Origin of the sequence: Nannocystis exedens, from assembly GCF_002343915.1 — a bacterium.
GTDB classification, from domain to species: domain Bacteria; phylum Myxococcota_A; class Polyangia; order Nannocystales; family Nannocystaceae; genus Nannocystis; species Nannocystis exedens.
The window spans coordinates 9,910,830-9,933,446 of the sequence record NZ_NETK01000001.1; the positions used below are offsets into that span (position 1 = coordinate 9,910,830).

Annotated in this window: 20 protein-coding genes; 7 read left to right on the forward strand and 13 right to left on the reverse strand. The window is 71.3% G+C overall.

Annotation, left to right across the window (positions count from 1 at the left end):
- Positions 1-52 precede the first annotated feature (52 nt).
- The 5 genes from NAEX_RS38570 (at position 53) to NAEX_RS38590 (ending at position 7,224) form a co-directional block, all read left to right on the forward strand.
- On the forward strand, positions 53-1,162 hold the full coding sequence (locus NAEX_RS38570; RefSeq protein WP_096332459.1) for a substrate-binding domain-containing protein: 1,110 nt from the start codon (positions 53-55) through the stop codon (positions 1,160-1,162).
- Between the two features lie 15 nt (positions 1,163-1,177).
- Positions 1,178-2,146 carry an NHL repeat-containing protein gene (locus NAEX_RS38575; protein WP_143141011.1) on the forward strand — a complete coding sequence of 323 codons (969 nt, stop codon included), beginning with the start codon at positions 1,178-1,180 and terminating at the stop codon, positions 2,144-2,146.
- 6 nt (positions 2,147-2,152) lie between these two features.
- Positions 2,153-3,775 carry a porin family protein gene (locus NAEX_RS38580; RefSeq protein WP_143825717.1) on the forward strand — a complete coding sequence of 541 codons (1,623 nt, stop codon included), beginning with the start codon at positions 2,153-2,155 and terminating at the stop codon, positions 3,773-3,775.
- A gap of 497 nt (positions 3,776-4,272) precedes the next feature.
- Positions 4,273-5,727 (forward strand): SGNH/GDSL hydrolase family protein, encoded by a 1,455-nt coding sequence (locus tag NAEX_RS51420; RefSeq protein ID WP_096332462.1) that lies wholly within the window; start codon positions 4,273-4,275, stop codon positions 5,725-5,727.
- A gap of 207 nt (positions 5,728-5,934) precedes the next feature.
- Positions 5,935-7,224: a DUF4388 domain-containing protein gene (locus NAEX_RS38590; protein ID WP_096332463.1), complete on the forward strand. Its 1,290-nt coding sequence runs from the start codon at positions 5,935-5,937 to the stop codon at positions 7,222-7,224.
- Here the strand turns inward: NAEX_RS38590 and NAEX_RS38595 are convergent.
- The 13 genes from NAEX_RS38595 to NAEX_RS38660 form a co-directional block, all read right to left on the reverse strand.
- Positions 7,194-7,424: a hypothetical protein gene (locus NAEX_RS38595; RefSeq protein ID WP_143141010.1), complete on the reverse strand. Its 231-nt coding sequence runs from the start codon at positions 7,422-7,424 to the stop codon at positions 7,194-7,196. The two genes, NAEX_RS38590 and NAEX_RS38595, sit on opposite strands and share 31 nt — an antisense overlap.
- Before the next feature lie 308 nt (positions 7,425-7,732).
- Positions 7,733-8,173: a hypothetical protein gene (locus tag NAEX_RS38605; protein WP_096332466.1), complete on the reverse strand. Its 441-nt coding sequence runs from the start codon at positions 8,171-8,173 to the stop codon at positions 7,733-7,735.
- Positions 8,174-8,246: 73 nt separating this feature from the next.
- A complete protein-coding gene (locus NAEX_RS38610) occupies positions 8,247-9,266 on the reverse strand; it encodes an ADYC domain-containing protein (RefSeq protein WP_143141009.1) in 1,020 nt (339 codons plus the stop codon).
- A gap of 339 nt (positions 9,267-9,605) precedes the next feature.
- Positions 9,606-10,400 (reverse strand): lysophospholipid acyltransferase family protein, encoded by a 795-nt coding sequence (locus tag NAEX_RS38615; protein ID WP_096332468.1) that lies wholly within the window; start codon positions 10,398-10,400, stop codon positions 9,606-9,608.
- A gap of 4 nt (positions 10,401-10,404) precedes the next feature.
- On the reverse strand, positions 10,405-11,313 hold the full coding sequence (locus NAEX_RS38620) for a diacylglycerol/lipid kinase family protein (protein WP_096332469.1): 909 nt from the start codon (positions 11,311-11,313) through the stop codon (positions 10,405-10,407).
- Positions 11,314-11,406: 93 nt separating this feature from the next.
- Complete coding sequence (locus tag NAEX_RS38625) at positions 11,407-13,122, reverse strand: AMP-binding protein (RefSeq protein WP_096332470.1); 1,716 nt, start codon at positions 13,120-13,122, stop codon at positions 11,407-11,409.
- The gene (locus NAEX_RS38630) at positions 13,123-13,356 is read right to left on the reverse strand and encodes an acyl carrier protein (protein ID WP_096332471.1); all 234 of its coding nucleotides are present in this window, start codon (positions 13,354-13,356) and stop codon (positions 13,123-13,125) included. It abuts the gene before it with no gap.
- The gene (locus NAEX_RS38635) at positions 13,353-14,126 is read right to left on the reverse strand and encodes an enoyl-CoA hydratase/isomerase family protein (RefSeq protein ID WP_096332472.1); all 774 of its coding nucleotides are present in this window, start codon (positions 14,124-14,126) and stop codon (positions 13,353-13,355) included. Before NAEX_RS38635 ends, NAEX_RS38630 begins: the two co-directional genes overlap by 4 nt.
- The gene (locus NAEX_RS38640; RefSeq protein ID WP_096332473.1) at positions 14,123-15,757 is read right to left on the reverse strand and encodes an AMP-dependent synthetase/ligase; all 1,635 of its coding nucleotides are present in this window, start codon (positions 15,755-15,757) and stop codon (positions 14,123-14,125) included. The genes NAEX_RS38635 and NAEX_RS38640 overlap by 4 nt, the downstream gene beginning before the upstream one ends.
- Entirely contained in the window at positions 15,754-17,235 is a 1,482-nt protein-coding gene (locus tag NAEX_RS38645; RefSeq protein ID WP_096332474.1) for a polysaccharide pyruvyl transferase family protein, read from the reverse strand. Before NAEX_RS38645 ends, NAEX_RS38640 begins: the two co-directional genes overlap by 4 nt.
- A 10-nt stretch (positions 17,236-17,245) precedes the next feature.
- On the reverse strand, positions 17,246-18,391 hold the full coding sequence (locus NAEX_RS38650; protein WP_096332475.1) for an SDR family oxidoreductase: 1,146 nt from the start codon (positions 18,389-18,391) through the stop codon (positions 17,246-17,248).
- Positions 18,392-18,395: 4 nt separating this feature from the next.
- On the reverse strand, positions 18,396-20,081 hold the full coding sequence (locus NAEX_RS38655; RefSeq protein WP_170136371.1) for an SDR family oxidoreductase: 1,686 nt from the start codon (positions 20,079-20,081) through the stop codon (positions 18,396-18,398).
- A gap of 28 nt (positions 20,082-20,109) precedes the next feature.
- Positions 20,110-20,787, reverse strand: coding sequence for an HAD family hydrolase (locus tag NAEX_RS38660; RefSeq protein ID WP_170136372.1), 678 nt, complete (start codon positions 20,785-20,787; stop codon positions 20,110-20,112).
- A gap of 315 nt (positions 20,788-21,102) precedes the next feature.
- Between NAEX_RS38660 and mqnB the strand changes: the two genes are divergently transcribed.
- Together mqnB and NAEX_RS38670 are read left to right on the forward strand one after the other, a co-directional pair.
- Positions 21,103-21,732: a futalosine hydrolase gene (mqnB, locus tag NAEX_RS38665; protein WP_170136373.1), complete on the forward strand. Its 630-nt coding sequence runs from the start codon at positions 21,103-21,105 to the stop codon at positions 21,730-21,732.
- Positions 21,729-22,547 carry a 1,4-dihydroxy-6-naphtoate synthase gene (locus NAEX_RS38670; protein ID WP_096332479.1) on the forward strand — a complete coding sequence of 273 codons (819 nt, stop codon included), beginning with the start codon at positions 21,729-21,731 and terminating at the stop codon, positions 22,545-22,547. The genes mqnB and NAEX_RS38670 overlap by 4 nt, the downstream gene beginning before the upstream one ends.
- Positions 22,548-22,617: the final 70 nt, after the last annotated feature.

Here is a 22,617-nt window from a genome sequence, read left to right on the forward strand (position 1 = left end):
GGTCGATCGCCGCTTGACAAGCAAGCTTTCCATCCTGGAAAGAATACTTGTCATGTCCGAGAGCGAGCCGAATCGGGTGCGGGCGGTGCGGGAGGCCCGGGGGCTGTCGCAGAGCGAGCTGGCGGCGGCGGCGAGCCTGTCGCGGCAGAGCGTCGGGGCGATCGAGGCCGGGCGGGCGACGCCGGCGGTGGACGTGGCGCTGCGGCTGGCGCGGGCGCTGGATTGCCGGGTCGAGGAGCTGTTCGCGCTCGCCGCCGCGGAGGCGCGGATCGAGGCCGAGCCGGCGGAGCCGGTGCAGGCGGGGCGAGTGGCGCTGGCGCACGTCGGCGGGCGTTGGGTGTCGTATCCGCTGACGGGCGAGGCGATGCGGCTGGCGGCCGACGCGATCGTGGCCGAGGCGCCGAAGCGGCGCGGGCGGGTCCAGGTCGAGCTGGTGCGGCCGCGGACCGAGGCGCAGGACAACCTGATCGTGATGGGCTGCGCGGCGGCGCTGGGGGTGCTGGCCGATCGCCTGAGCGGGCGCGCGGGGGCGGGGCGGGTGCTGTGGCTGCCGCGCTCGAGCACGCAGGCGCTGGCGGCGTTGGCGGCCCAGCGCACCCACGTGGCCGGGGTGCATCTGGTCGACGGGCGCACCGGCGAGGCCAACGTGCCCGACGTCCGCAAGCACACGCCGGCGGCGATCGTGCTGATCACGCTGGCGCGGTGGGAGGCGGGGCTGCTGCTGGCGCCCGGCAATCCGCGGAAGATCCGCGGCGCGGCCGACCTCGGCCGGCGCGGGCTGCGGCTGGTCGCGCGCGAGACCGGCTCCGGTTCGCGGCGGCTGCTCGAGCGCGAGCTGCTGCGCGCGGGCCTGTCGGCGACGCTGGCCGAAGCGGCGCCGGTGCGGGCGAGCGGTCACCTCGAGGTGGCGCAGGCGATCGCCAGCGGGGCGGGCGAGGTCGGCGTGGCCACGCGCGACGCGGCGATCGCGTTCGGCCTCGAGTTCGTGCCGCTGGCCGAGGAGCGCTACGACCTGGCGCTCCCGCGGGCGCTGCTGGCCGACCCGCGGCTGGTGCGATTCCTCGAGGCGATGACGTCGGCGGCGTTCCGCCGCGAGCTGTCGTCGCTGGGCTACGACGTGCGCGGCTGCGGCGACCGCGTGGCGGAGCTCGACGCCGCCTGACCTTTGGAGCAGCTCATGAAGACACGCGTGCTTGCGATGATGGCGGCGCTGTCGGCCTGCGTGCCGCAGGCCACGACGACCGCGACCGAGACCGAGACCGGCACGGAGGCGACGGGGACCGCGACCACGGCCGAAGCGCCGACGACGGGCGCGCCGGCCCAGTGCGAGACGTTCCCGCCGTACCGCATCGACGTGCAGGCCGAGCCCAACGGGCTCTACTACCGCGCCGACGAGCAACGGCTGTACATCGCCGACGACGACGACAACCGCGTGCTGGTGCGCGACGAGGACGGGGAGATCGAGGTGTTCGCCGACATCCCGAACCCCTCGGGCGACCCCGGCTCGGACGGCCTCGGCGACCTCGACTTCGCCGCCGACGGCACGCTCTACCTGCCGCGCTTCGGCTTCGGGATGCCGGGGCTCGGGGCGATCTTCCGCGTCGCGCCCGGCGGCACGCCGGAGGCGCTCGCGGGCGTCGACGCCGAGTGGCGCCGCGTCGGCCTCGACTACGACGACGCGCGCGGGCTGCTCTACGTGGCCACCTACTCGCGCGACGCCGACGACGTGTACACCGGCTGGATCGCCAGCGTCGACCCGGTGGCCGGCGTCGAGACCATGATCGTCGGCGGCCTCGCCAAGCCGCTCGGGATCGCGGTGCTCGGCGACACGCTGTTCGTCGGCGACCAGGCGCGGCGGCAGCTGTTCAAGCTCGACCTGAAGGCCGCCGCCCCGGCGCTCACGCTGGTGTCCGACGAGTTCGAGTCGCTCGACCTGATGGAGACGACGGCCGACGGGGCCCTGCTGGTGCTGTCCTACGACACCGCCAACAGCACCGGCCGGGTCTACCGGGTGACGCAGGACGGGGCGATCTCGACGGTCGCGGAGGGCGACTGGGAGCCGCGGGGGATCGCGTTCGACGGCGTCGGCCGGATCTTCGTGTCCGCCCGCGACACCCAGCAAATCGTGGTCGTGCCGGCCTGCTGAGCGCCCGTGGACCCGACGACGATCACCATCGCCGCGGCGCTGTGGGCCGTCCCGGTCGAGGAGATCACCAGCGCCCCGGTGCCCGAGGTCCGCGAGGGCGCGCCGGGGGCGAGTGAGGATGGCCGGAAGGATATGTCCAAACAGTCAGGTGAGAACGAACCTGGCGGAAAGGGCATGTCCTCTGCGAGCCCCGGAGCGGGTCTCGCAGGCGCGCCGCCGGATGTCCCGGGGGACATGCCGGCGTCGCCGGACGCGCGCGCCGGGCGTCGCGCCGAGGCCGCGCCGACGAGCGGGGCGCCGATGGCTGCGCAGGGCCGGGCGGGGGAGGCCGCGGGCTCCGCGCTGCAGCCGCGTTCGGGCGGCGCGGCGGGCCCGGGCGCTGCCCCGCAGCCAGGCGTGCCTGAACCTGTTTCCGAGGACACGTCGCCTGCCGCGGACTCGTCGTCTGTCCCCAGGGACATCTCCGGTACGGTCGCCGCGGCGGCCTCACCCTCTGCCCCGAAGGACATGCCCGGAGGGACACCCACGCCCTCGCGCGAGCGCTTCCAGTTCTTCCCGTACGGGTGGATCCGCACCGACGCGACCTGGTACTCGGCGCCGCGCGAGGGCTACAGCAACATCAGCCTGGCGGGCGCGCGGATCGGCGGCGGGGTCCAGGTCGGGCCGGTCACGGCGTTCGTGACGATCGAGGCGGCGCAGGCCAAGGGGCCGCAGCTGTTCGACGCGTTCATCGCCTGGGCCGCGGCCCCGCGGCTGCGGCTGCGCGCCGGCCAGTTCAAGGCGCCGTTCGGGCTGCGCTTCAACGCGCCCGACTTGGTCGACGAGCTGCCGCGCGCGCCGCTGTCGATGCAGGCCGCCGCGCCCGGGCGCCACGTCGGCCTCGAGGTGGCCTACGACTTCTGGCGCTGGGCCGAGGTGACGGCCGCGGTGTTCTCCGGCATCGGCCAGAACCGCGAGGCCAACAACACCAAGATCGCGTTCGCCGGCAAGCTGCAGGTCAGCCCGCTGGCGTTCCTGAAGCGCGGCCCGCAGCTCCGGCTGGTGGCGTCGGTGTTCGCCTACCACAAGACGAACGGCTTCACGCCGACGCTGACCACCGCGTTCGGCTTCGACTTCTTCCACGGCCTGCCGAGCAGCGGCGCCTCGCGGCGCTTCACGGCCGGCGGCGGGCTGTTCTGGCGCTTCCTCTCGGCCCGCGGCGAGTTCTTCTACACTTACGACTCGCGCGAGCGCGACACCGACGGCGACCCGTTCACGCCCGGCGATCCGCTGCCGCAGCAGATCGGCGCCGGCGGCTACGCGCAGATCGGCGCGGTGGTGACGGGCCAGGACAAGGATCCGGCGACGCTGCTGCCGCGGCTGGCGAGCCGACGCGTGCGCGACAGCGCGGTCGAGCTGTCGGCCCGCTTCGAGCGCTTCCGCGTCGGCGCCCGTGACGTGGTCGGCAACGGCATCACGGCGACGTCGGCCGGGGTGAACTGGGTGCTGCTGCAGCACCTGCGGGTGTTCGCGGCGGTGAATTGGCAGCGACTGGAGGCCGCGGTCCCGGAGATCCCCGGCGCCACCTCGTGGGGCGTGACCGGCGGCGTCGCGGGCTTCTTCCTCGGCCGCGCCGGGCGCGGCGACTGACATTCTTTGACGAGGGACAGGTCGCGGAGCCGGGCGAGGGTCGGCCGCCACGGGGCCGAGCACCTGTTCGAAGGGACAGGCGTTAGAGCGCACGGGTGGAGGCGACGCGCGGAGGATCGGCCTGTCCGAAAGCACATGCCGACGGCCACCCGCGTTCGCGTCGCGACATGCCTGCGACATCAAGTCTCGAGGCGCACGCGTGGGGGCAATTGTCTCGCCTCGGGCGCTGAGATGGGTCTCGTGACGCGGGCGTCGCCTGCAAGCGCGGCGTCCGTGCGACCCCGATGTGCGGATGTCCGGGAGGACAGGTTGTGCCGAGGTTGCGAAGACGCGCGCGGGCGCCCGAGGAGGGCGCTCCGGTGCGCATCGGGCGGCCGGAGGACAGGCGCACCTGCGTTCGCCGGACGTCCCCCAGGCGGGCCCAGGCGCGCTCTCGGGCCGTCCGGAGGGCCGGCGTGCCGGTGTTACGCCGCCGACATGGTGTACCCTGCCGGGCCATGACGCGATGGATTATCGGACCGGTCGCCGCGCTGGCGGTCGGGTGCGCACAGGGAGCGCCGCTCGACGGCGACACCAGCGGGACCCTCGGCACGACCGCCACGACGGCGATGCCGACCTCGACCGACCCGACGACCACCACCGGGCCGACGACCGAGACGGGCGGGACCACGACCACCAGCACGACCGACGGCGAGACCCTGACCTCGGAGCCCGGCGACACCGAGACCACGACCACCGGCGAGCCCACCGTGCTCGGCGAGTACTACCCGTTCGACGAGGTCCACTCGCCGATCACCGCCGAGGTCGCCGCGTCGCTGACCGCGATCAAGGCCAACGGGATGAAGAACGACGGCGTGTTCGCCAAGGTCGGCGGCTCGAGCACCGCCAGCACCAACTTCCTGCACTGCCTCGCCGACGCCATGCAAGTCATGGAGCTCCCGGCGGAGCTGCAGCCCACGGTCGACTACTTCAACGCGACCGCGGCGGGCATGGGCACGACCTCGTTCAGCCGCGTCAGCCTGGCGGCGATGGCCGGGTGGAGCGGGGTCGACGTGCTGACCGGGATGCCGTCGCCGCTCGTCAACGAGGTCACCGAGATCAGCCCTCGCTTCGCGCTGGTGCTGCTGGGCACCGCCGAGCTCGAGGTGCCGCCGCCCGACGGCGTGTTCACGTTCGCCGACAACCTCACGCTCGTGGTCGACACGCTGATCGCCGGCGGCACCATCCCGATCCTGTCGACCATGCCGACGCGGACCATGCCGGCCGGCATCGAGGCCTACGTCGCGCGCTACAACGCGTTCGTCCGCGCGCTCGCGCAGGGGCGCAAGATCCCGCTGATCGACCTCAACCTCGAGCTGTCCGGCCTGCCGGGCTTCGGGCTCGCGGCCGACGGCATCGACCTCAGCGTCGCGCTCGCCGGGGACATGGTCACCCCGGCCCCGTGCGCGCTCGGCTTCTCCGGCAGCACCAGCGGCTACAACCGCCGCAACCTCGTCACCCTCGAGTCGCTCGCGCGCGTCAAGCCGGTGGTGGTCGACGGCGCCGCGCCGCCCGACGCGACCGCGCCGACGCTGCTCGGCGCCGGCACGCTCGCCGAGCCGATCGCGATCCCGGGCCTCCCGTTCGCCGACATGCGCAGCACCGCCGACAGCCCCAGCGACGAGCTCGATACCTACGCCGGCGCCTGCATGACGGAGGGCGAGGACGGGCCCGAGTACGTGTACGCGCTGACGATCACCGAGGCGACCTCGATCCGCGCGCTGGTGTTCGACCAGGGCGACGTCGACGTCGACCTCCACCTGCTGACGCTGACCGACGCCGGCACGTGCGTGAAGCGAGCCGACCGCGAGCTCGAGGGGCCGCTGCAGCCCGGCACCTACTTCCTGGTGGTCGACACGCTCGGGACCGCGACGCCCGGCGAGTTCGCGTTCGTGGTGCTGCCCGAGGCCTGAGCGCGATCTCGCCCCGGGCGCCCGCGTGGGTCGAAATTCCAGGGCGCGGCGCTAGTGCAGGGCTGGGGTCGGCTGACCCAAAGAGCAGGCGCCAAAGTTCATGCACGGTCGGGGGTCCCCGCCGCGTCACCGGCCGACCGGACCGGGGGCCGCGTGCGCCAGGGTGAGAACGGGACGGACAGGTGTTACAGTGCGGTGCCGAACCCCATGAAGCACGCGCAGGACGAGCTGGTCTGGATCGACGGGACGGGGGCGGCGCATCCGCTGGGCGAGGTCGCCACGCAGCGGATGCGCACCCGCGAAGGCGCGTTCCGGATCATGCCGTCCCCGCGGCACCTCGTGTTCATGCGCTACGTCGGCGCCGACGGCCGGCGCGACCGGGAGGACGGCGCGGTGGTCCGGATCGCCGGCGAGATCACGGGCCCGGGGGCGATGGCCGACGTGATCGCCCTGCTGGCGCAGGTCGGCTGGCGCGGCGAGCTGGTGGTGCAGGACTCGGAGCACTCGCGCAGCCTGTTCTTCGAGCACGGGTCGATCGTCGGCGTGCAGTCGGACGCCGGCGACGAGCTGCTCGGCAGCATCGCCTACCGCTTCGGCGTGGTCCACGAGGAGGTCCTCGGCGACGTGCTCATCCGGGCGCGCAAGACCGGCGAGCGGTTCGGCGTGGCCGCGGTGGCGATGGGCGCCCTCACCGAGGAGCAGGTGCTGAGCCTGCTCGGCCGCCAGGTCGAGGAGGTCGTGTTCTCGGTGCTGATGGCCGACGACGGCCTCTACGCGTTCCTCGACGGCTACGAGGACTCGCGCCTGCCGTTCCGCCAGGTCCACAGCGCGACGTCGTTGCTGATGCACCTGATCGTGCGCCTCGACGGCATCCGCTACTTCCGCCCGTGGATCCCGTCGTCGCAGTACATCCCGAAGAAGCGGCCGGGCGCGCTGGCCCCGGGCAACGAGGTGATGCCGCTGTGGAACGCGATCGACGGGACGCAGAGCGTCGAGCAGCTCGGCCGCTCGACCGGGCTCGGCGAGTTCCAGGTCACCGAGATGCTGTTCCAGCTGACGCAGTCGCAGCACGTGATCATCCTGCCGCCGCGGCTGCGCGGCGGCGCGGCCGAGGCGGTCGAGCTGGCCAACACGGCGCTGCGGGCGATCCACCAGCGCGCCGACATGGCCGGCCGCGGCACCGTGTTCCGCAATGCGATGGCCGGGTTCGCCCGCGGGTCCTACGACGACCTGTTCCGCGGGGCAGGTCCGTTCGAGCACGGCGGCTTCAACGGGCAGATGATCGACCGCAACGCGACGAACATCTGTCGCGCCCTCGGCGGCGAGCCCGAGGTGCTGGTCCGCGAGATGATGTACGACTACGTGGCGTTCGCCCTGCTGTCGTGCGGCGCGTCGATCGGCAAGGCCGACGAGCAGGCGCTGAGCCGCGAGGTCGAGCCGCTGCTGGCCAAGCTGCGCCCGGCGAGTCAGTCGGGGATGTTCCGCCTCAACAAGTGAGCCGTGCGGCTGTCTTCGACGACGAGGCCGACGTTGTCCTCGTCGAAGTAGCGGATCGGGTAGGAGTCGTCGGTGCGGAGCCGGACGTTGCGAAACGTGACATCGTCGGCCGGCACGGTGATCGTGCCGTCGACGTCGAGGCCCTCGACGACGGCGCCGTCCTCGTCGACGGTGATCGAGCCGCTCGGCACGAGGCGCACGCCCGGCGGCACCCCGGTGTGGTCGAGGCCGGGCCGGGGGCCGTCGCACGGGCCCAGCGGCTCGCCGGTGGTCGTGCGGGTGGCGTCGGCGGTGGTGGCCGTGGGCGGCTCGCCGGTGGTCGGGGTCGCGGTGGTCTCGCCCCGCGCGGCATCCCCGACGGGGCGTGGGGGGGCGTCAACCCGGGGGCTGCGCGGCGATCGCCGGCTCGTGACGCTGTCCGATCCGGGCCCGGCTCACCTCGGCGCGGTCTCCAGGGAGCATGTCCCGGAGGACATGTAAAGAAGACCTGCGCGAGGGAGCATGCCCTTCAGGGCAGGTTGCCAGGGTGCAGCGCGACCACGGCGGCGTCGATGTCGAGCTCGAGGTCGACCGGCCGGTCGTGGTCGAAGGTCTTGAGGTAGCGGTCCCAGTCGCAGCCCGCGGAGGCGGCCAGGCGCACGCCGCCGGGCGAGGCGGCCAGGCGGAAGCGGAGCGCGCAGACGTCCTGGCCGCCGGGGTAGAGGGTGACGTGGCGGCCGAGCAGGGCGCCGGCGACCTCGTCGAGCGAGCGCAGGTCGACCGAGACCTCGGCGCCGAGCAGCGCCTCGGGCGAGCGCGGCCCGGGGACGACGGTGCCGGCCAGCCACAGGGTCGCGCCGGCGCGGACGAGCGCGAGGTTCCAGTCGGCCTCGGAGCTCATGCAGTGGTAGAGCTCGAGCGAGGCGGCGTCGAAGGTCCAGGTGTGGTCGCCGATCCGGATCCGGCTCATCCCGCCTCCATACCACGAGCGGCGGGTCGGCTGGGCATCTGGTCGAAGAGTCAGGTGTCCCGGGGCGGGCGGATCAACCCGGCTGGGAGCCGTCGCAGGCGCCGGGATCGGACTGCCACTGGTCGCAGTAGCGATCGGCCAGGAGGCCGCCGCGGTCACCGCCGAAGCTGCCGCAACCGCTGATGTCGTCGATGGCGTCGAGGCAGGGCGGGTACTCGTAGGAGATGCCGGCGTCGTCGAGCATCTTGAGGCGCATCTGGTCGCCGACACAGACGGCGCCGTCCGGGCCCCACTCGGCCTCGATGCCCCAGTTCTGCAGGGCCAGCGTGGCCGGGCTCTGGATCGCCGGGCTGAGGGCGTCGAACACGTCGATCGGCGTGCCGGTGAAGGTGTGCGGGGTCCCGTCGCCGCAGTAGTCGGCGCGGGCGAGCCGCGTACACGCCTGGTGGTGGTCGGTGAGCGACACACCGGCGACGGTGGCCCACGGGCGATAGCCCCACTCGACGCACTTGGCGAGCACGGCGTCGCGGCAGGCGAAGGTGACGACGCTGGCGTCGTCGATGCGATCGCCGGTGACGGTGTCCCAGTAGTTGCCGATCGCGATCGCCTGGGTCGGCTGGCCGTCGTGGTCGTAGCAGAGGCTGGACCAGGTGCCCTCCGAGGCGTCCTGCACGGAGATGTCGTAGAACCACACGTCACCGTCGGGATCGGCGGGGTTCAGGTAGATGTCGTCGAAGCGCAGGACGTAGGTCTCGCTGCTGCCCTCGAGGGTGAGCAGCGATCCGATGAGGTCGTCCCCGCTGACCTGCACGGGGGTGCCGTCGACGACCATGGTGGCGGAGAAGCTGCTGCCGTTGAGGTTGATGGCGTTGAGGTTGATGCCGTTGACGGTCCAGCCGTTCATGCGCATGCCGTTGAGGTTGATCCCGTTCATGCGCATGCCGTTGAACTGCTGCCCGTTCATCCGGGCAGAGTTCAACTCGAGGCCGTTGCCGACGTCGCTGCGCAGCGTAATCGCTGTTCCAATGTCGTTCTCGACGACATCACAGGCCACAACCGAACAGACCAGTGCCAGCCAAATCCCTCGAGTCATGGTCCCATCTTCTCCTGGCCTATCGGGATGATCGAGGTCTCGCGGGCGCGCAAGGCGAGCGCGTTTGTGCGGACGGGCAGCCCCAGCAGTCCCCGACTGCGGCCTCCCCGAGCGCTGTGCCGTTCGTGCGTTCGTCACACACACCCGGGCGTGAAACGAGGAATGCCACCCGGCGACGCCGCGCGCGCGGCCCGAAACTCGAAAGGAAATCGCGGCAGTGTGACGCCGCCGATGACCGTCACACCGCCGCGATGATCCAGGTCCCACATCTCCGCCGCCGCGACATGCAGACGGAGGATCCACCGACCCCGATCGCCGACTCGGACATGTGGCCGAGGATCAGGCGCCGGAGGCGATCGGCGTGGCGTCGGAGGGGATCGGCGCGGCGCGGCCGGGCACGATGCCGCGCTCGGCGAAGTCGGCGATGATCTTGTGCGTGCGCTCCATGACCTTCGCCAGCTCGGCGTCGGACAGGCCCTTCGTCTCGATCGGGGCGCCGACGTAGATCGTGATTTTGGTCGGCGTCAGCAGGTACGAGCCCTTGCGCATCAGATCGTACATGCCGTGCGTGGCCAACGGAATGACCGGGAGGCCGGCGATCCGGGCCATCCAGAACACGCCGCGCTTGAACTCGGCGACCTTGCCGTCGAGCGTGCGGTGGGCCTCCGGGAAGGCGAGGATCGAGATGCCCTTCTTGGCCCGGTCGCGCGCGGCCTCGGCGATGGCGCGGTAACGGTTCGAACCGTTGGGCACGGGGATGCCGTCGGCGAGCTTCATGATCCAGCCGTACATCGGGATCTTGAACTGCCAGGCGTTCATCAGCCCGCAGAACGCGTGCGGGATGGCGGCGCAGGCGGCGTGCGCGTCGAGCAGGTTGACGTGATTCTGCATGAACACGCCGCGCCGCTCGGGATCGAAGTCGGGGTCGTAGATGATCTCGACCCGCGACAGCGTGATCTTGAGGACCGCGCCCATGCCGGGCCCGCCGATGTAGTTGTGGGTCTTGCGCGACGGGATCACCGTGGACACGGCCGCCCACGTGACGGCGACGGCGCCCATCCACGCGAACGAGACCGTCCACACCGCGGCCGAATAGACGACCTGTGCTGCCTTCTTGAGGATCTTGAACACCATTTTCTCACGTCCGGACGTCGAGCGCGCCGGGGACGACCTCCAGCCGGCGCGGGTTGATCTTGATCATCTCGCCGTCGACCATGACGTCGATGTCCTCGGCGAGGCGGAGGTCGAGGCCGGGGGCCTGGTAGCAGCGCACGGCCGGGTGCTGCACGTGCGTGCCGCTGAAGATCTTGGGGAAGGTGCGCAGAAGGCCGATCCGGCCCAGGCGGCCGACCCGGATGATGTCGAGCAGGCCGTCGCGCGTGTTGGCGTCGGGCGCCATCATCATCTTGCCGCCGGTGAAGCGGCTGTTGTTGAACGAGAGGAAGGTCAGCGGCTCGCGGTCCTCGGGGTGACCGTCGACCTGCATCGGGAAGGTGTACGGCCGCAGCGCGGCGACCCGCAGCACGGTGCTCAGCGTGTAGCCGAACTCGCCCAGGCCGGAGAAGTTGCGGTTGCGGGTGGCGCCGACGTCGGCGACAAAGCCGATGCTGAAGATGTTGATGAAGTGCAGCGCGCCGCGGGTGTGCGTGCAACGAACGACGTCGCACGGCCGGGTCTTGCCGGCGATGATCGCCTCGATCGCGTACTCGGCGCCCTGATCGGTGAAGTCGCGGAGGAAGGAGTTGCCTGTCCCGAGAGGCAGCATGCCGAGCGAGGGCCGCTCGCCCTCCGGCAGCGCCCCGGAGAAGATGCCGTTGATCAGCTCGTAGCTGGTGCCGTCGCCGCCGACGGCGACGAAGTGGCGCCGGCCGGCAGCGACGGCCTCGCGCGCGAGCTCGGTGGCCTGGCCCGCGGCCCGCGTCTCGACGACGTCGACCTTGACCCCCGACTGCCGCAGCCGGTCGACGACCGCGGGCGCCCGCTTGCCGCACACGCCGCCGCCGGCGGCTGGATTGACGACTGCGAGGAGGGTGGCCGGATCGTGCATGCGGGCATGCTATCAGGCCCCGGAGGGCCGTGGAGGCGGGCGTGGCCGGAGGCCGCGCGGCGAAAGGACGTGACGGACGGTGGGGCCGCGGGCTCACAGCTCGCGCAGGGCGAGGTCGCGGCCGAGCGGTTTGAGCTCGCGGGCGAGCGGGTCGCGCTTGATCTTCTGCGAGGCGGTGCGCGGGAACTCGCGGTCCCACAGCACGTAGGCGGAGATCCGCTTGTAGTCGGCGAGCCGGAGGTTGCGCTTGCGGAAGGCGTCGATGAGGTCGGCGCGGCGGGCCTCGTCGAGGCCGGCCTTGGGCCGCACGACGACGATGAGCTGCTCGTCGGTCATCTTGCCGGTCGGCCAGATGTAGTTGGCCGCGAACACGCAGAACTCCTCGCAGTCGTCGATGTCGCCGAAGGCGGCCTCGATGTCCTCGGGGTAGACGTTCTTGCCGCCCTCGGTGACGATCATGTTCTTGGTGCGACCGAACAGCTTGAGGTGCCCGGCGGCGTCGATGCTGCCGAGGTCGCCGGTGCGCAGCCAGCCGTCGACGATCGTCTCGCGGGTCAGCTCGGGCGCGTCGAGGTAGCCGAGCATGACCGTGGGCCCGCGCACCCACACCTCGCCGACCCCGGCGTCGTTGACGTCGCGCAGCTCGATCTCGGTGCCGGCGACCGGCTTGCCGACGCTGTCGCCGCGGAACGGCTTGAGGTCGTTGACGGTGAGGACGGTGCCGGCCTCGGTGAGGCCGTAGCCGATCACGACCGGCAGGCCGAGGCGGTTGAAGTACTCGGCGCTGCTGCGGTCGACGAAGGCGCCGCCGCAGAACATGAGCCGCAGCTTGCCGCCGAAGTACTCGTGGATCGGGGCGAGCAGGGTCTTGCTGAGCGCGTGGTTGGGCGCCTGGCGGGTGGCGTACTCGTTGAGGTCCATGAGGCCGTCGAGTACGAGCCGCTGCCACTTCGGCAGCTCGGCGATCTTGTCCTTGATCTTCTTCTCGAGGGTCTTGAGGATCGTCGGCACCAGCGCCATGTGGGTGATGCCGTAGCGCTTCATGGTGCTGGCGAGGTAGGCCGGCCGCAGGGTGCGCTGGTGGACCACCGCGCCGCCCATGAACAGCGCGAGCAAGAAGCCGCACATGAAGTCGATGGCGTGGTTGGTCGGGAGGATCGAGAAGTAACGATCGCCCTCGCTCAGCGGGTAGAGGTTGCCGAGCGTCTCGGCCTGCGCGAGGTAGTTGCCGTGGCTCAGCTGGCAGCCCTTGGGCAGGCCGCCGGTGCCCGAGGAGTAGACGATGCAGGCGACGTCCTCGCGGGCGCGCGGGTAGTAGGTGAAACCTGCTCCTTGGGGCAGGTCCTCCCAGCGCAGGGCGCGGCCGATGCCGGCGCCCTCGGGGGCCTCGGTGACGATGACGAGGGTGCGCTCGAAGACCGAGGGGTCCTCGCGCTGCAGCTTGTCCCACGCCGGCCACTCGGCGAGGACGACGCGCGGGCGGCAGTGGGCGATGAGCGCGTGCTGCTCGGGCGCGGTCAGCTTGTAGTCGATCGGGACGAGGACGGCGCCGGCCCACAGCGCCCCGGTGGCGCCGATCAGCCACTTCGACTGGTTCTGCATGACGATCGCGCAGCGATCGCCGGGGCCGAAGCCGTGGACCTGCAGGCCGGCGGCGAACCGCTCGGCCGCGGCCCGCAGCTCGGCGAAGGTGTGGCGCGAGTTCTCGCGGTGGCGATCGGCCTCGATCAGCGCGGTCCGGCTCTTGTACGTGATGGTGGCGTCACGCAGCGCCTCGCCGAGGCAGGACAGCTTTCCCAGGTCGAGCATCTAGCGCCTCGCGTCGATCTTCTGCGCCAGGGCGGCGAACGTCTTGATCCCCTGGAGCTCGTAGTCGGGCAGCTCGACGTCGAACTCGTCCTCGACGTCCGAGATGAGCTCGACGGCCTGGAAGCTGTCGATGCCGAGGCGCTCGAACAGGTCGTCCTCGGCGCGGAGCTGGGCCGGGTCGGCGCCGAAGCGCTTGGCGGCGAGACGGATGAGGGTGTCGAGGGTGGTGCTCATGGCAGGTACGGTCTCAGGTCGGTGGACTCGACGAAGCGCTTGAGGGCGGCCATCAGCGCCGGGCCCTCGGCGAGGCGGACGAACAGCTCGCGCTCGGCGAGCAGCTCGTCGGCGGGGAGCTTCTTGATGAAGGCCTTGGCGGCCTTGCGCGCGGTGGGGTCGAACTTGGCGGTCTGGGCCGCGAGCGCGCGCGCGGCGGTGATGCCCTCGCCGCCGGCGACGACCTGGCTGACGAGGCCGGCCGCCTGCGCCTTCTTGGCGTTGATGCTCCTCCCGCTGAGGAGGAGGTCGCGGATGAGGCCGTTGCCGACGTCGCGGCGCAGCCGCGGGATGCCGCCGAAGCCGGGGATGATGCCGAGGCGCAGCTCGGGGAAGCAGAAGCGCGCGGTCTTCTCGGCGATCAGGACGTCGCAGGTGAGCGCGAGCTCGAAGCCGCCGCCGAAGCAGACGCCGTGGACGACGCCGACGGTGGTCAGCGGCAGCGTGTCGAGGTCGTCCATGACGCCGTGGATGGCGTCGATGAACTGGCGGATCTGCGGCCCGTGCTGCTCCTTCGGCGCGTCGCACAGGCCGCGGTAGAGCTCGCGCAGGTCGGCGCCGGCGCAGAAGCCCTGGCGCAGGCCGCTGCGCAGGATCAGGGTGTGCGCGTCGCGATCGATCTGGTCGAGGAAGCGGCGCAGATCGGCGAGCATGGTGGTGCCGATCTCGTTGCAGGGCGGCGTGGCGAGCGTCAGCTCGTACACGCCCTCGCTGTAGGTCCAGTCGATCATGACGCGTAGGCCTTGTCGATCTCGGCGCGGTGGCGCTGCTCGACGGCGCGGCGGCGCAGCTTCTGGTTGGCGGTCAAGAGGCCGTTCTCGATCGTGAACGGCTCGGCCACGCGGATGACGGCCCGGATCTTCTTGTAGTGCGGGACGCTGGCGTTGACGACCGCGAGCGCGGCGTCGATCGCGTCCCTGGGCACGTCGCCGGGGACGATGATGCCGAGGAACGGCCGCGCGTGGCCGACCAGCATGCACTGCTCGGCCTTCGGGCAGGCGGCCAAAAACTTCTCCTCGATCGGCTCGGGGGCGATGTTGTGGCCCGACTCGGGGACGAGGATGTTCTTGACCCGGCCGATGATGCGGACGTTGCCGGTGGGGTCGAGGTCGCCCTGGTCGCCGGTGTGGAACCAGCCGTCGCGGATCGCCTCGGCGGTGGCCTGCTCGCGGCCCCAGTAGCCGGCGAAGATGCCCGGGCCGCGCACGAGCAGCTCACCCTCGTCGGAGATCTTGATCTCGCAGCCCTGGATCGCGTGGCCGACGTAGCCGGGGCGCACGCCGCCGGGGACGTCCATGGTGACGATCGCGGTGGTCTCGGTCAGACCGTAGACCTGGTAGACCTGCACGCCGACGAGCTCGAACCACCACTGCGTCTCCTCGGCCAGCGCCGCCGAGCCGCAGATCAAAAATTCGAGGCTGGGGCCGATCTGCTGCTTGATCTTGCTGAAGACCAGCTTCTTGGCGGCGGCCAGCGTCAACCTGTCCAAAAGGCCAGCCTTGCCCTCGCGCACGGCGCGGAAGGCGGCCTGGCCGCGGCCGTAGAGGGCGAGGGCGACGCCGCCGCGCTCGGCGATCTTCTTGCCGACGCCGTTCTTGATCCGCTCGAGCACCGCCGGTACGTTGAGGTAGTAGTGCGGGTCGGCGGCGCCCATCTCGGCGACGAGGTTCTGCAGGTCGGTCGACAGCAGCAGCGGGTTGCCGCGGTACAGCTGCGTCCACAGCATGATGCGCGAGCCGGCGAAGCAGAACGGCAGGAAGTGGAACACCTTGTCGGCCCGCTTGCCGCCGGTGATGCGGTCGACGCTGCCGCGGGTCTGCGGCAGCATGTAGTCGACGTTGGCGCGGGTGAGGACGACGCCCTTGGGCTCGCCGCTGGTGCCGGAGGTGTAGATGATGGTGACCGGATCGGCCGGCGCGACCGGGCGGGGCGCCTCGTGCACGGGCTCGGCGCGGAGGACGTCGGCCAGGTCTTCGATCGGGCAGTGCTCGGGCCAGGCATTGCGCAGGCCGGCGGCGAGCTCGAAGCCGTCGGCGATGACGAGCACCGGGGTGCAGTCCCGCACCATGACGGCCAGCTCCTTCGGATCCTGGCGGCTGTAGAGCGGGACGACGATCGCGCCCTCGAACAGGATGGCGAGGTCGGCGGCGACCCACCGGGCCGAGTTGGGCGCGAGCAGGGCGACGCGGTCGCCGGGCTTGACGCCGCGGCTGCGGAGGAAGCCGCGCGCGTGGGCCACGAGGTGCAGGAGCTGGGCGGCCGAGGTGGGCCGGCGCTCTTTGCCGTGGAGCTCGATGAGGAGCTGATCCTCGCGGGTCTTCTGGACGGCGGCGTGGATGACTTCGAGGAAGTTGTCGCTCATGCGTGGCGCTCCAGCAGGCGCTGCACGTTGGCCGGCAGCGGCGGGAGGTGGGCTTCCCAGGTGCGCGGGAGGTCGCGCCGCGGGAACTCGGGGTAGACGCGCACGACCTCGTCCATGAAGTCGATGCCCATCTGGCCCATGAGCCTCAGCTGGGCCGGGACCGCCCTGGCGATGTCGGCGCTGATGCCCTCGGCGTCGCGCCACAGCCGGCGCAGGGTGTGCAGCAGCTTGTCGCCGAGGTCGTCCTCGTCGACCTCGAAGAACATGTCCGGGTGGCCGCGATCGTTCATGAGGTTGCGGATCCGCTCGTCCATGGTGACGCCGGCGGAGGGCACGAGGCCCGGCATCGAGGTGACGATCGCGTGGAAGCGGGAGCTGATCATCATACTGCAGTTGCGCAGCACGCTGACGAGGTCGTACATGTCGTGCTCGTCGCTGACGAACAGCGCGGCGCCGCGGTCGAGCCGCGGCTGCAGGTCCTCGCAGGCGTGGCGGTCGAGCTGCTCCATGCCGACGAGGATGGTGAAGAACTCGCGCTCCTGGGCGAACGCGTTGACGCCGTCGGCGAGGGCCTGGATGTACGCGTTGTACTTCTTGTCGGCCGCTTCGCTGTGGTGGTGGAAGTAGAAGGCGCTGTAGTGCTCGTGCTTGTACTGCCCGCCGAGCTTGTAGGCGGCGTACTTGAGCAGGTCGGGCTTGACCGGCCACCAGAACGGGTTGATCGGGCAGACGACGAGGACCTTCTGGCGGCCGTCCCAGCCGGCGTCGCGCAGGAGCTGGGCGCCGCGCGACAGCGGCGCGGGATCGAAGGTCCAGGCGGTGTCGGCCCCGGAGGTGGTGCGGATCCCGAGCTCGCCGAGGACCTTGCGCGAGGGCTCGTTGCGGCAGATGACCAGCGACTTCTTGCAGGCGTCGCGCACGAAGTCGCGGAGCGCCGGGGTCATGCTGCCGGCCTCGGCGCCGTAGCCGACGCTGACCTTGTTCTCGGCGTTGGCGAGCCCGAGCGCGCCGGCCATGAAGCAGGTCAGCGCGCTCGAGAACTTCGACTTGAACATCGAGCCCTCGCAGGCGATGACGCCGTGGTGCTTCGGGCACTCGGTGGCGATGAACTTGGGGAACACCGCCGGCAGCTCGATCTGGTGGACGGCGCGGAAGTAGCCGCGCGTCAGCTTGGGATCGACGGTCATGATCGTCAGCTCGAGGTCGTCGTCGCCGACGACGTGGCGAAGCTGGCGGATCATCTCCTCGACGCGGACGTCGGCGCCGGTGTTGCGCGTGCCGACGTAGCCGGCGAGCAGCAGCTTGAGCGGCTTGCCCGGCTTCCACAGCTCGGGCGCCATGCCGAGGACGTGGCGGACGGCGACGCCCTCGATGGCGGCGGCGACGGTGGCCTGGAGGGCGCGGTCGGGGTCGACGACGTCCTTGACCTTGTCCCAGATCTTGCTGGTGGTCTTCTTGACGGGTGCGCTCTTGGACATGTTCGAAGGGCTAGGCTACCTGCCGCACCTGGGCGCCGCCGGGCCAGGGCTTGTACGGGTAGCTGAAGTTGTGGTCGACCGCGAAGCGGTAGAGGCCGTAGGCGTAGCGGTCGAACGGCGCCGGCGACTCGCCGAGGGCGTCGACGACCCGGCGGTTGTCGAACACGGTGTCGAAGGTGAGGTAGGGCAGGAACACCTTGAGCAGCGAGGCCGGCAGCGACAGGCCCCAGCCGCGCGGGGTGTTGGAGGCGGTCTCGACGACGCGGTTGAAGGCGCCGTTGAGGCCGGGGACGAAGCGGTGCTTGACCGGGTGGCCGGCGCGGCGCATGGCGTCGACGACCTGGCGGTAGGTCAGCGAGGCGGTGCCCGAGCTCAGGCTGTAGGCGTCGTGGGCCAGCTTGTCGCGCTGGTGCAGGGTGACGATCGCCTTGGAGACGTAGTCGACCGGGACGATGTCGAGCCGCCAGTCGGGGTGGAACGGCAGCACCGGCAGCTTGGCGAGCATGACGAAGGCCCGCACCATGTCGAACTGGGTGGTCTCGGGGAAGCGGCTGTCGCCGAGCACGATCGACGGGCGCAGCACCAGCTGCTGCACGTCGGGCAAAAGCTCGTGCAGCATGTGCTCGCAGAACTTCTTGGTCCGCGCGTACGGGTCGTAGTCGGACTTGTCCCAGTCGATCGTGTTGTCCTCGGTGACGACCTCGCTCTTGCGCTCGCCGGCGACCGCGACCGTGCTGATGTCGGTGAACCGACGCAGGCCGTGCTGGTCCTGGGCGTCGCGCGCGAGCTTGAGGACGCTGAGGGTGCCGCGCAGGTTGACGTTGAAGCACGCCTTCGACGACTTGCGGTTGAGCGAGGCGGCGCAGTGGATGACCGAGTCCATGGTGCGGACCAGCTTCTCGCGCGCGCCGGCCTCGAGGCCGAGGCCCGGGAAGGTCAGGTCGCCGAGGTAGAGGTCGCAGCGGGTGCGGACGAGGTCGATGAAGCGCGGGAAGTCCATGTGCAGCTGCATGGACTTCCACAGCCGCTGCTCGGCCTCGGCCGGGTCCTTGGCGCGCACGAGGAGGGCGAGCCGCTCGCTCGGGTGCTCGTCGAGCAGGCCGGCGGCGACGTACGAGCCGATGTATCCGGTGGCACCGGTGAGGAAGATGGCCATGGTGTCAGACGACCTCGGCGTGGGGCGCGGGCGCGGCCTCGGGCGCGCGCAGGCGGAAGGGGTGGCGCGGGGCGTAGCTCTCGGGGGTCTTGTTCTCGAACAGCGGGAAGCACCACTTGCGCAGGCCGGGGATGTGGACGTCGATCCAGTAGTGGCGCCAGTCGATGCTGCGCGGGTCGCAGTCCCACTCGGGCTCGACGACCGGGTGCCGCAGGAGGTTGCGGGCGACGAACGCGAAGTGGTTGTCGTGGATGAACGGCATGTACAGCTCGCACATGCGCTCGATCTTGTCGATCGCCTCGAGCGCGTCCTCGGTGTGCTCGACGAGGTCGGTGAGCCGGCGGCGGATGAACTCGGGCCAGCCCTTCGGCGGGTCGCGCAGCCACTCGTCGACCGACTCGGTCAGCTTGCGCACGTTCTCGATCCGCAGCGGGTGGTCGGGCGTGACGGCGATCGCGTCCCAGCGCGACTTGACGACGCGGTCGAGGGTGGTGTCGCCGCGGGTGCGCAGGTGCTTGCGGTGGGCCAGCGCGACCAGCTCGACGGCGCGGTCGATGGTGAGGAGGTTGAGGTCCGAGCTGCCGCACTGGTAGACCGGCGCGTGCTCGCCCCGCATCAGCGCGGCGCCGGCGACGGCCATGCCGCGGCAGACGTAGTCGACCGGGATGATGTCGAAGGGGTTGCCCTTCTTGCACGGCAGGTGGCGGAACCAGCTGCCGAGCGCGTAGCTCAGCGGGCCGCAGGTGTTGAAGCCCTGGTTCCACCCGGGGAACGGGTAGCTCATGGCGCTCTCGACGATCGCGGGGCGGAACATGCTCCACCGGCCGGGATCGAGGCGGCGGGCGATCCACGCCTCGGCCATGTTCTTGGTGTACGTGTAGATGTTGGTGAAGCCCCAGCGGCCGGCGCGGCGCTGGCCCTCGGCGACCATCGCGTCCTTGAGCAGGTTGCGCTTGACCCGGCGGGCGGTGTTGCGCACCAGCATCGCGTTGTTCTCGTCGCCCCCCTTCTCGCGGATCTGCTTGATCGCGTCGTCGTGGGCGCGCCTGTCCATCTCGGGCGACTCGTGCTCGGCGAGGATGGCGTCGATGCTGGCCTGGACGTCGGCGCACTCGACCTCGACGTCGAACGGCTGGCCGTCGGGCGAGAGGTCGGGGCGGATGTCCTCGGGGATGAGGCCGTTCCGCTTGCCGGTGACGTAGCAGGTCGAGATGTGCAGCAGCACCGCCTTGTCGCAGGCGGCGACGAAGTTGGCGGCGTTGCGGGCGCCGTCGACGTTGGTCGTCATGGCGTCGCGCAGGTCGGGGTCGAAGTCGACGAGGCCGGCGCAGTTGACGACGAGGTCGATGTCGCGGCGAAGGCGGGCCAGCACCTCCGGGTCCTCGACGCCCATGTCGGGCAGCGAGACGTCGCCGGAGACGACCTCGACCCGCTCGCTGATGAAGCGGCTCATGTCGGCGCCGTACTTCTCGTGCAGCGGGCGGAAGCACGGCGAGGTCGCGACCTGGCGCTCGAACCGGTCGGCCGCGGGGCGCAGCGCCTTCTTGCGGGTGAGCACGTAGATCCTGCCGATGTCCGGCACGTGCTGCAGCACCATCGCCAGCCAGACCTTGCCGAGGAAGCCGGTGACCCCGGTGAGCAGGACGTGGCGGCCGGCGTAGCTGTGCTTGATCGAGATCGGCGTGTTCACGGGTGTCCTCCGGTTCCTGTCCCCAAGGTCAGTCGCGATAATCGATGATCGGCCAGTCGGCGTCCTTGGCGCTGCGGCGCAGGACGAAGTCGGGGTTGACGGCGCACGGCTTGCCGACGCGCGAGAGCAGCAGCATGTCGGGGCCATGGGCGCCGTAGGCGGCGCAGCGCGCGAGATCGAGGTCGTGCGCGGCGGCGTAGTCGTCGAGCCAGCGGCCGCCGACGTTCGAGCCGATGACCGGGTCGAGCAGCTTGCCGGTGGCCTCGCCGTCCTCGAACTCGATCTTGTTGTAGACGAGCTCGTCGTAGTGCTTGAGGTGACGCGCGAGCGGCTTCATGATCGGCTCGATGCTGTCCGACAGCAGCACGACCCGCCGCCCCTCGGCCTGCAGCCGCTTGAGCAGCTCCAGGCCCTGATCCAAGATCGTGTCCTTCAGGACATCCTCGGCGTACTCCTCGCACAGGACCTCGACGCGGTCCTGGCTCATGCCGCGGATGGCGAGGTGGGCGAGGCGGTGGGCCAGCGCGCGGTCGGTCTGCCCGAGCAGGCGGTGGACCGGGGCGGCCAGACCGACGAGGCCGAGGCGCACCGCCCGCTCGCCGAACTTCTTGGCGTTGCCGGCCAGATAGGCCGCCGCGCTGAGCACGCCGCGGGCGAGCAGGATGCCTTCGACGCGGACGAATGCTGCCGTGTTGGTTTGTGTCATCGACCAGGCTCGCGGCCTAGTTAGCGCACCCGAGGCCGGCGTTACAAGCATTCGCAATGGGGCCGAGATGCCTGCGAAGGCCGCTGCGCACGCTGTTTTACGCGTGCAGGGGGCTTCGCAGGAGCGGGCGCAAGGCGGTCTGGCGCCGGTCCGCGGCGCTTTCGTGGAATGGGTAGCGAGCGGGCGAGATGTTTACTCGCGCGAGTAAGTAGTTGTCCTGGGCGATTGATCGCGCGTTTAAGAAATTGCCCCCGCGTGAGACCGGTCGGGGCGTCACCGGTGGGACGCGCGTCGAGGTGCGCTATCGTTGCGGGCATGACCGCGCCGCTGCTCGTCTGCGCCGCCGAGGTCGAGGGCCGCGGGCTGCCCTCGGCGCTGCGCCTCGGCGTCGGCAAGGTCGCCTCCGCGGTGAGCATGACGCGGGCGCTGGCCGAGCGGCGGCCGGCGTGGGTGCTGCTGTTCGGGGTCTGCGGCGCCTATCCCGAAGGACATGGCCCGGGGGCCAGGCTCGACGTCGGCGACGTCTGCCTGGTCGGCGAGGACTGGCTCGGCGACGAGGGGGTCGCGGTCGACGACGGGTTCCTGCCGCTGTCGCAGCTCGGGCTCGGATCGGTCGGGCCGCTCCCGGCCGACCCGGCCCGCACGGCCGCGGCGGCGCAGGTGCTGGCGGTGCCGGTGGTGCGCGGGGCGACGGTCAGCACCTGCAGCGGGACGGACGCGCGCTCGCGTGAGCTGGCCTGCGGCACGGGGGCGACGGTCGAGACGATGGAGGGCGCGGCGGTGGCGTGGGCCTGTCGCGCGGCCGGGGTGCCGTGGGTGCAGCTTCGGTGCGTGAGCAATCGAACCGGGCGCCGGGCCGCGGGCGGGTGGGACCTGCCGCGGGCGGTGGCCGGGGTGCAGGCGGCGCTGCTGCGACTGCAGGCCGCGAACTGGGGGAGCGAATGAGCGAGCCGCTGCCGATCGGGTTCTCGCCGTGTCCGAACGACACGTGGATGTTCGACGCGCTGGTGCGGGTGCCGGAGTTCGTGCCGGGCCTGCGGCCGCTGCCGTGGCTGGCCGACATCGAGGCGCTCAACGAGCGCGCGCTGGCCGGCGAGGCGCCGCTGCCGGTGACGAAGCTGAGCGCGCACGGGCTTTACTGGGTCGAGCGCGATTACCTGGTCTTGCGGACAGGTGCGGCGCTGGGCCGCGGCTGCGGGCCGCTGGTGGTCGCGCGCGCGGCGACGGAGCTGGCGGGGCTGGCGGGGCGGAAGATCGCCATCCCGGGGGCGTACACGACGGCGCACCTGCTGCTCCGCTGCTTCGCGCCGGCGTCGGTGACGGTGGTGCCGATGCGCTTCGATCGCATCATGCCGGCGGTCGCCGCCGGCGAGGTCGACGCGGGGCTGGTGATCCACGAGGCGCGGTTCGTGTTCCGCGACCACGGGCTGCAGCAGGTGGCCGACCTCGGCGAGGTGTGGGAGGCGGCCACGGGCCTGCCGCTGCCGCTCGGGGTGATCGCGGCCCATCGCTCGCTGCCGGCGGGGCAAGTGCGGGCGGTGGAAGAGGGGATCGCGCGGTCGATCGCGGCGGCGGAGGCCGACCCGGCCGCGGCCTGGCCGTTCGTGAAGGCGCACGCGCAGGAGCTGAGCGACGAGGTGTGCCGGCAGCACATCGCGCTGTACGTCAACGAGTTCTCGCGCGACATGGGGACGGAGGGGGCGGCGGCGCTGGCCGAGCTGCGGCGCCGCGGGCGAGCCGCGGGGCTGTTGCCGCGCTGAGCGACGAAGGTCGCGCTGCACCCCTTCAAGGGCGGACCGGTGACGAGGCGGGCGGGCCGCGACGGCGACG

Bases quoted from the DNA above. Each gene is read 5' to 3' on its own strand.
- NAEX_RS38610 (WP_143141009.1), bottom strand. From the start codon at position 9,266: ATGACTCGAGGGATTTGGCTGGCACTGGTCTGTTCGGTTGTGGCCTGT.
- NAEX_RS38670 (WP_096332479.1), top strand. From the start codon at position 21,729: ATGAGCGAGCCGCTGCCGATCGGGTTCTCGCCGTGTCCGAACGACACG.
- NAEX_RS38570 (WP_096332459.1), top strand. From the start codon at position 53: ATGTCCGAGAGCGAGCCGAATCGGGTGCGGGCGGTGCGGGAGGCCCGG.
- NAEX_RS38645 (WP_096332474.1), bottom strand. From the start codon at position 17,235: ATGTCCAAGAGCGCACCCGTCAAGAAGACCACCAGCAAGATCTGGGAC.
- NAEX_RS38650 (WP_096332475.1), bottom strand. From the start codon at position 18,391: ATGGCCATCTTCCTCACCGGTGCCACCGGATACATCGGCTCGTACGTC.
- mqnB (WP_170136373.1), top strand. From the start codon at position 21,103: ATGACCGCGCCGCTGCTCGTCTGCGCCGCCGAGGTCGAGGGCCGCGGG.
- NAEX_RS38615 (WP_096332468.1), bottom strand. From the start codon at position 10,400: ATGGTGTTCAAGATCCTCAAGAAGGCAGCACAGGTCGTCTATTCGGCC.
- NAEX_RS38640 (WP_096332473.1), bottom strand. From the start codon at position 15,757: ATGAGCGACAACTTCCTCGAAGTCATCCACGCCGCCGTCCAGAAGACC.
- NAEX_RS38625 (WP_096332470.1), bottom strand. From the start codon at position 13,122: ATGCTCGACCTGGGAAAGCTGTCCTGCCTCGGCGAGGCGCTGCGTGAC.
- NAEX_RS38605 (WP_096332466.1), bottom strand. From the start codon at position 8,173: ATGAGCCGGATCCGGATCGGCGACCACACCTGGACCTTCGACGCCGCC.
- NAEX_RS38630 (WP_096332471.1), bottom strand. From the start codon at position 13,356: ATGAGCACCACCCTCGACACCCTCATCCGTCTCGCCGCCAAGCGCTTC.
- NAEX_RS38635 (WP_096332472.1), bottom strand. From the start codon at position 14,126: ATGATCGACTGGACCTACAGCGAGGGCGTGTACGAGCTGACGCTCGCC.
- NAEX_RS38660 (WP_170136372.1), bottom strand. From the start codon at position 20,787: ATGACACAAACCAACACGGCAGCATTCGTCCGCGTCGAAGGCATCCTG.
- NAEX_RS38620 (WP_096332469.1), bottom strand. From the start codon at position 11,313: ATGCACGATCCGGCCACCCTCCTCGCAGTCGTCAATCCAGCCGCCGGC.
- NAEX_RS38590 (WP_096332463.1), top strand. From the start codon at position 5,935: ATGAAGCACGCGCAGGACGAGCTGGTCTGGATCGACGGGACGGGGGCG.
- NAEX_RS51420 (WP_096332462.1), top strand. From the start codon at position 4,273: ATGACGCGATGGATTATCGGACCGGTCGCCGCGCTGGCGGTCGGGTGC.
- NAEX_RS38575 (WP_143141011.1), top strand. From the start codon at position 1,178: ATGAAGACACGCGTGCTTGCGATGATGGCGGCGCTGTCGGCCTGCGTG.